Here is a 7,464-nt window from a genome sequence, read left to right on the forward strand (position 1 = left end):
TAAGTAATCCTTACCTTTTAATCTGCAGATTGGCGAAAGCAAATACAATAGCTTCACTATCATGATAAGGGCGCTGGTGGAGTTTGTCAAGCAACTTTCTATATAATATTTTCTAAAATAAATAGACTTCTCGCATCCAATTTCGGTAGCGCGCGACACACAACTGCAATGACAAGGTTTTGTAAGATAAACATCATATTCACACGAAGTACTTGACTTCACTTGTACTAAGAAGCATTTTATATATGTTGTGTGCCCGTAGCTCAGCTGGATAGAGCAACAGCCTTCTAAGCTGTGGGTCGTAGGTTCGAATCCCACCGGGCACACTCTTTTATCAATACTTTCTATAAATCTTCAAGTACTCTGGCACCACATTTTCAATTGCTAATGGTCGAACCTTCATTGTTTCAAGGTCAACTGACTTTTCGATTGAACTATTCATCATAACTTTCACCTGATCTTGAGTAAGCATAGGGTTCGTATCTCCGGTTATTGGTTTTAGCAGCATAGAAATAATTTTATTTTCTAAAAAGAAAGCTATTAACTTTGCCATTGGAAAAGATACATTGATCAACAAACACTTTCTGTTAGTAACATTCAGAATAAACTTCAATAAGCTTTTGAAAGAGTAAACCTTTGGTCCACCCATGTTATAAATTTTCTTGTCTTGCTTATTAAAACTGATAATACGATATACCACTTCAGCTAAGTCTGTTACACATATTGGCTGAAATTTAGTTGTTCCATTGCCAATTAGTGGTAAGAAAGGAAGAATAGTTGCTAATCTTGCAAATTTATTAAAGAAGTTGTCTTCTTTACCAAATACAAGGCTTGGCCTAATTATTATTGCTTTTTGAAATGCTGAAGTTACAGCTTTTTCACCTTCCAATTTACTTTTGGCATATTTTGACAACTTGCTATTTTCTATTCCCATAGCAGAAAAATGTATCATCATAGGTACATTTTTCATTTTTGCAGCTTTTGCTATCCTTTCAGCTATTTTAACGTGAACAGCGTAAAAATCGTGCTTTTTTGCTTCATATAATATTCCCACCAAGTTTATAGCTACATCACATTCTTCCATACCATCCAGAACTGATTGTTCATCAAAAAAATCGCCTTTAAATATTGATATTTGTCCCAAATTGCCACACAATTTTAAACAAGCAGCTTTTTCCTGATTACGAGTGAATATCTTTATTAAATATCCTTCTGCTGCCAAGCGTCTTACGATGTGTTTCCCTATAAACCCCGTTCCACCAAAAATAATTACACGTTTTATCACAATTAAAGTTCCTAATAATTTGTTACTGTAAATTAATACAATGATTTCGCTTAATATTTTATTACGAATTCCCGTACAATAAGATCCATTTTCATTCCTCGTGAGCCTTTAACTAGAATTGCGTCATTATTCTGAATAATGTTAGCTAAATCACTTTTCAATTGATTAGAATCATTAAAATGCGCGCCTCTTATATTATCTGGCAAAAGCTCATGCAATTCTAACATAAATTTACCAACTGTATAAATTTTATCTATATTATTTTCTGTGATAATCTTAACCAAATCTGTATGAAACTCTATGCTTTCATCACCAAGTTCCAACATATCACCAAGCAAAGCTACTTTTCTCTGATTAGAATATATACTCAAAGTTTTTATCGCAGTTTTCATCGAAGCAGGGCTGGCGTTATAGGAGTCATCAATTAAATGTATATATTTTCTATTGTATTTGACCTTATGAATATTGCCTCTACCTTTCGCTACACTAAAATTCTTAAGTGCAAGTGGTAATTTTGATAAATCAAGTCCGAGGCTTTGCACAACTGCTGCAACAGCAAGTAGCGAATAAGCAAAATGCTCACCTTGTACACGTAAATTACAGTTTATAATTTGATTATCACTCAGCCTGATTTTTAAACTTAATCTATTAGCAACTCGGTTTGATGTCATTCCAGCGCGTGACGCTGGAATCCAGTCTTTATTATACAACCGTCTGATATGCTCATTTGCAATTGAACTTCCTGGATCCAAGTAGTCAAGCACTGGGATGACAGAAGATAGTGCTGAAATGACAGAAGATTCATCGTTTCTTATTAAGTTTAGTAAACAAACTTCAGCATTTTTATCTTTACCGAAGCTTATTACATTTCTATTGGCGTGTGATGAGAGATAATCATAATATTTATTATCTCTGCTTAAAACCAAAGTACCGTTATTTTTCATACCATACAGAATTTCTAACTTCGCTTGTGCAACGTCAAATAGTGATGAAAAATTTTCAGTATGTGCAGGTTCGATGTTGGTAATAACTGCAATATTTGGATTACTAATCTTTGATAATTCTTTTATTTCACCAGCTTTATTCATTCCCATTTCAAGGATTAAGTACTGGCAGTTCTTTGGAGCTTTTAGAATTGTCAAAGGCAACCCTATATTATTATTTAAGTTACCTTCGTTTGCATGGGACACTCCATATTGCGATAAAACAGTGTGTAGCATATCCTTTGTAGTGGTTTTTCCGACACTGCCTGTAACTGCAATAACTTTAGCATCAATAAGAACATTTCTAATGTAATATGATGCCATATCGTGCAAAGCTTTCAGGGTATCTTGTACAATAATGAGAGGGAAACTTTTATATTTACCCTCACTCACTATTGCAGCGATAGCCCCTTTTAAAAACGCTTCATGCAAAAAATTATGGCCATCAAAATTCTTTCCCTTGAGGGCAATAAATAAATCACCTTTTTTTATGCTTCTTGTGTCCGTTGAAATATTTGAGCTATGTATCCAATTATAACCATTTACGTCTCTTCCGCCAGTTGCATCAATGATATTATTTGTGTTCCATTTACACATAATTTAGAGTATTCTTTATAATAAATTGAACAATAAAAGTAGCGAAAATACTACATGTTTTAGACAATGTGCAAATAATGGTTGCAATCCCTATAATTCTATCTTATAATGGATATAGAAGTTTAAATTTTTTCGTCTATAATTAAAATGTATTTAGTTGTAGAAAGTACCTTGGAGGTATGTATGTTCACAGGAAAAAATGAAAAATCTACTTCTATACTAGCTAAAGTTGGTAATGCAGCTTCGGGAGTAGGAAGTTTTCTGGGTAGAGGTGTAAAAGTTCTAGTCAAGGGTGCAGTGTACCCTATATGGCCAAAGAATTGGTTTAAGTCCTGGGATGAAATGCGGCACGACATAAAAAATGGCGGACGTTCTATTATTGGCAACCCACTTGAAGAATATGATCCACCTATAGAAACCACACAAGCTAGTGAGGATCTTGGTGTCCAAATAATGGAGCAAAAGAAAGGAACAGGAAAGGTAACTTTTTTAGCATCAAGGACTCTGACAGGGGATATACCCTATTTGACGCCAGAACGATTAGGTGAAATAAAGCAAAACCTGCCAAATGTAACTATCTTTAAAGAAGAAAATAAAATTGTAATTGAAGTTGATGTTAAAAAAATAATTGAAGACATTAAATATAAAGGAAAGAGTCCAGAGGAGATAAAAAAGCTTGCTATTGAAGAAATTAAACAAAAAGTTGACGGTAACCTTAAAGATCTAGCAAAAATTACTGGTGGAGAATTTAAAGTTCACACAGACTTAAAATTGCTGTATGGTATTGCAGAAAAATTGTATAAGGAATATGATAATCAAAAGCAGTCATCAGACAAAGTTGTGAAGTCTGATGTTGGTCAGCCTTCAGAAACTATAGCTTCAGGTGAGAAAAAATGGGCGCAAGAAGCTATAAAAGCAGGTAAGTCGCAAAGTTGTGGAATGCAAAAATAAGTTATAGGGGAGTATTATGAGTGAAGCTAAAAAAATAGAGGAAAGACATCATAGTCTAACTGTTCCTGGGGATATGTATCACTTACAACCAGGAGTTATTACTGGAAAAAGGGTAAGTGGAATAGAACCCTTTTTGAAAGAACAGCAGGACATGGTAAAAGTAAGGGAACTTGTAAGCTCTTTAAATCTTGAAGATGCTTCTGGTGATGCGATAAAACCACTATCTACACCTAATGTAGAGAAAAACGAAGAAAGAGGGAAAGGTCGCTCTTAAAATATGAGCAATGAAGTTTATGATAGCGATAACATCTTTGCTCAAATATTAAGAGGTGAGTTACCTTGTGAGAAGGTACATGAAAATGAAAATGTACTAGCTTTTCATGATAAGTACCCTGACGCACCAGTTCATATTTTAGTTATATCAAAAAATCAATATATTTCATATGATGATTTCATTCTAAAAGCTCCTGAAGAGGAAATAGCGGATTTCTTCAAAACTGTAAGAGAGATAGCACACAAATATAATCTAGAAAAAACAGGATATAGATTAGTCACTAACTACGGTGAAAATGGAGAGCAGGTTGTACCACACTTTCACGTGCATATTTTAGGTGGTAAAAAGTTAGGAAAGCATGTAAACTCATAGTGTTATATGTTTTGTTAAATGAGCGAATATTTAACCATAGTAATCTTTATCTGCGTATCAATTGTAGTATCTTTTGCTTTAGGTATATTGCCTATGTTTCTTGCAGTGAGTAAGCCAGATGGTGAAAAGCTTTCCACATATGAGTGTGGCTTCAATCCACTATCCAGTGCAAGGAAAAATTTTGACATTAAATTTTACCTAGTTTCAATATTATTTATAATATTTGACTTAGAAATTGCTTTTCTTTTTCCTTGGGCTGTTTCTTTATCTAAGATAAGCTATGGTGGATTTTGGTCTATGATGGTATTTCTTGCAATACTCACTATAGGTTTTATCTATGAATGGTGTAAAGGTGCATTAGAGTGGGAGTAGTTTATGACAAATCAAATTCTATCTAATGATGACTGGGGTCGTTATAAAAAAGAAGGGTTTCTTGTCACTAAATTTGGTGATTTAACAGATTATGTAATGAATTGGGCAAGGTCTGGTTCATTGTGGCCGATGACATTTGGTCTTGCATGTTGCGCAGTTGAGATGATGCATACTGCATCCAGCCGTTATGATCTTGATAGATATGGTATAATGTTTCGTGCAAGCCCACGTCAATCAGATGTGATGATTGTTGCTGGCACACTAACTAATAAAATGGCAGCAGCATTGCGCAAGGTTTATGATCAAATGGCAGACCCGAAGTATGTTATTTCCATGGGAAGTTGTGCAAATGGTGGTGGTTATTACCATTACTCTTATTCAGTAGTCCGAGGCTGTGATAGAATTGTGCCAGTTGACGTGTATGTCCCTGGATGCCCACCAACCGCTGAGGCGTTGCTATATGGAATGCTATGCCTACAAAACAAAATAAAACGGACTCGGAATGGATAAAACTGCAAAGTATATACAAAAAAAGACCAAATGCGAGTGCATTCAAAAAGATGATGGCATTATTGTAATATATTCAACTTTAGATGAAATTGAAAAGTACCTATTCTTTCTACGTGATGATGAAAAGTGTAGGTTTGAACTATTAGTTGATATTTTTGGGGTTGACTATCCAAATAGAGAGAAGCGTTTCGAGCTAATATACAATCTGCTCAGCATTGTGCATAATATTAGAGTACACATAAAGCTTCAGTTATGTGAAAGCGACATGCCTCCAAGTGTAGCGAAGATATTTAGTACGGCTTTGTGGTTTGAGCGTGAAGTGTTTGATATGTATGGAATAGAGTTTTCTGATCACCCTGATTTGCGTAGGATTCTAACAGACTATGGATTCAAAGGTCATCCAATGTTAAAAGATTTCCCTCTCACTGGTTATGAGGAAGTAAGATATGATATAGAGACAAAAAAGGTTGTGTATAATCCTATAGATTTACCGCAAGATTTTCGTATGTTTGATAGCTTATCGCCTTGGGAAGGTAAAACCATAAAAGTAAATACAAAGGAGTAGAAAATGACAGTACAAAGAAAAAAAATATCTTTAATCGGTGCAGGAAATATCGGTGGAACTCTCACCCATATGATTGCACTAAGGGAACTCGGTGATGTTGTTTTACTTGATATTAGTGATGGAATACCACAAGGTAAAGCACTCGACATAGCAGAATCATCCCCTATTGATGGATTTAATGTCAATATTACTGGCACAAATAGGTATGAAGATATAAAAAACTCCGATGCAATTATAATAACCGCTGGCATCGCTAGAAAACCTGGAATGAGCAGGGATGACCTCCTGCAAACCAATGCTAAAGTAATGAAGGAGGTTGGCGAAAATATTAAAAAATATTCTCCAAACGCGTTTGTAATAGTGGTTACCAACCCTTTGGATGCCATGGTTTCAGTGGTGCATAAATTTTCAAACCTTCCAACTAATATGATTGTTGGCATGGCAGGAGTGCTTGATTCTTCCCGTTTTCGTTACTTTCTTGCAAGTGAGTTAAATATCTCAGTTGAAGATATATCTGCTTTTGTGCTTGGAGGACATGGCGACACTATGGTACCACTAATCAATTGTGCTTCAGTTGCTGGAGTTCCACTTACTCAAATTATCGATATGGGTCTTATCACACAGAAAAAAGTCGATGAAATAGTTGAACGCACTCGCAATGGCGGTAAAGAAATAGTTGATCTGCTTAAGTCTGGATCTGCATACTACGCTCCTGCATCTTCAGCTATATGCATGTTAGAATCATATTTAAAAGATAAGAGGCGCATATTACCATGTGCTGCTTACCTTAATGGTGAATATGGTGTAGAAGAGTTGTTTATTGGTGTTCCTGTAATTATTGGAAAAAACGGAATTGAAAAGATCCTAGAAGTTAAAATGAATGATAGTGAACAAGAAATGTTTAATAAGTCTGTAAACTCGGTGAGAGAGCTGGTGAAATCTTTAGGTTCATAAGCAAATTAATGGTTTTATAGAGCTTCTTTATAGCTCAAACAGCCTAAAAAAGTTGCTTGTGGTTACCTTCGCTACTTGTTCTGGTGACTCATTCCACAACTCTGCCAAACAATCAACAACGTATTTCACCATTGCTGGTTCATTCTTTTTTCCCCTATAAGGCTCAGGTGATAGATATGGTGCATCAGTTTCGACTAAAACACGCTCGCGTGGTACATTTTGTGCAATTTCTCTGAGTAAGCTCGCATTTTTAAAAGTAATAATTCCAGAAAATGAAATATATAACCCCAAATCTATAGATTGATAAGCAAGTTCTTTAGAGGAAGCAAAGCAGTGCATTACTCCACTAAAAGCACCGGCTTTCATTTCTGACCTTAACATATCGATCATCTCATTATCAGCGCTTCTTGTGTGAATAACTAAAGGTAGTCCAGTTATTCTTGACGCTTCTATATGTAATGCAAAACTTTTTTTCTGATTGTCTTTGTTGTCAGATTTATAAAAATCTAACCCGGTTTCACCGATACTATAGTATTTTCTAAAATGAATGATAAATTTCCATTATGGTATTACCAACCAAAAGTTGTAAGTCTGTATATTT

The 7,464-nt window shown here is 35.0% G+C and carries 9 protein-coding genes, 1 tRNA gene and 1 pseudogene; 8 read left to right on the forward strand and 3 right to left on the reverse strand.

Going from position 1 to position 7,464, the window contains the following annotated elements; all coding sequences use genetic code 11:
* Positions 1 to 252: 252 nt before the first annotated feature.
* Positions 253 to 326: transfer RNA gene (locus tag WOCAOBSORBRA_RS04905), tRNA-Arg, on the forward strand.
* Between the two features lie 8 nt (positions 327 to 334).
* Here the strand turns inward: WOCAOBSORBRA_RS04905 and WOCAOBSORBRA_RS04910 are convergent.
* Together WOCAOBSORBRA_RS04910 and WOCAOBSORBRA_RS04915 are read right to left on the reverse strand one after the other, a co-directional pair.
* Complete coding sequence (locus WOCAOBSORBRA_RS04910; RefSeq protein ID WP_174516050.1) at positions 335 to 1,285, reverse strand: complex I NDUFA9 subunit family protein; 951 nt, start codon at positions 1,283 to 1,285, stop codon at positions 335 to 337.
* Positions 1,286 to 1,335: 50 nt separating this feature from the next.
* On the reverse strand, positions 1,336 to 2,865 hold the full coding sequence (locus tag WOCAOBSORBRA_RS04915; protein WP_174516051.1) for a UDP-N-acetylmuramoyl-tripeptide--D-alanyl-D-alanine ligase: 1,530 nt from the start codon (positions 2,863 to 2,865) through the stop codon (positions 1,336 to 1,338).
* 183 nt (positions 2,866 to 3,048) lie between these two features.
* On the opposite strand from WOCAOBSORBRA_RS04915, the gene WOCAOBSORBRA_RS04920 reads away from it, so the two are divergent.
* Genes WOCAOBSORBRA_RS04920 through mdh form a run of 7 tightly spaced genes read left to right on the forward strand, consistent with a single transcriptional unit; the run spans position 3,049 to position 6,863 of the window.
* A complete protein-coding gene (locus WOCAOBSORBRA_RS04920; RefSeq protein ID WP_070356981.1) occupies positions 3,049 to 3,816 on the forward strand; it encodes a hypothetical protein in 768 nt (255 codons plus the stop codon).
* A 16-nt stretch (positions 3,817 to 3,832) separates the two neighbouring features.
* Entirely contained in the window at positions 3,833 to 4,090 is a 258-nt protein-coding gene (locus WOCAOBSORBRA_RS04925) for a hypothetical protein (RefSeq protein ID WP_010082357.1), read from the forward strand.
* A gap of 3 nt (positions 4,091 to 4,093) precedes the next feature.
* Positions 4,094 to 4,462 carry an HIT domain-containing protein gene (locus tag WOCAOBSORBRA_RS04930; protein WP_010082356.1) on the forward strand — a complete coding sequence of 123 codons (369 nt, stop codon included), beginning with the start codon at positions 4,094 to 4,096 and terminating at the stop codon, positions 4,460 to 4,462.
* Positions 4,463 to 4,480: 18 nt separating this feature from the next.
* Positions 4,481 to 4,834: an NADH-quinone oxidoreductase subunit A gene (locus WOCAOBSORBRA_RS04935; protein ID WP_006279576.1), complete on the forward strand. Its 354-nt coding sequence runs from the start codon at positions 4,481 to 4,483 to the stop codon at positions 4,832 to 4,834.
* A gap of 3 nt (positions 4,835 to 4,837) precedes the next feature.
* Positions 4,838 to 5,344 carry a NuoB/complex I 20 kDa subunit family protein gene (locus WOCAOBSORBRA_RS04940; RefSeq protein ID WP_006279574.1) on the forward strand — a complete coding sequence of 169 codons (507 nt, stop codon included), beginning with the start codon at positions 4,838 to 4,840 and terminating at the stop codon, positions 5,342 to 5,344.
* Positions 5,337 to 5,909, forward strand: coding sequence for an NADH-quinone oxidoreductase subunit C (locus WOCAOBSORBRA_RS04945; RefSeq protein WP_006279573.1), 573 nt, complete (start codon positions 5,337 to 5,339; stop codon positions 5,907 to 5,909). The genes WOCAOBSORBRA_RS04940 and WOCAOBSORBRA_RS04945 overlap by 8 nt, the downstream gene beginning before the upstream one ends.
* A gap of 3 nt (positions 5,910 to 5,912) precedes the next feature.
* Positions 5,913 to 6,863 (forward strand): malate dehydrogenase, encoded by a 951-nt coding sequence (gene mdh / locus WOCAOBSORBRA_RS04950; protein ID WP_007548577.1) that lies wholly within the window; start codon positions 5,913 to 5,915, stop codon positions 6,861 to 6,863.
* 27 nt (positions 6,864 to 6,890) lie between these two features.
* On the opposite strand, the pseudogene WOCAOBSORBRA_RS04955 reads toward mdh, so the two are convergent.
* A pseudogene (locus WOCAOBSORBRA_RS04955) lies at positions 6,891 to 7,403 on the reverse strand (TatD family hydrolase); the annotation flags it as partial.
* Positions 7,404 to 7,464: the final 61 nt, after the last annotated feature.

The organism is Wolbachia endosymbiont of Cardiocondyla obscurior (assembly GCF_902713635.1).
GTDB lineage: Bacteria > Pseudomonadota > Alphaproteobacteria > Rickettsiales > Anaplasmataceae > Wolbachia > Wolbachia pipientis.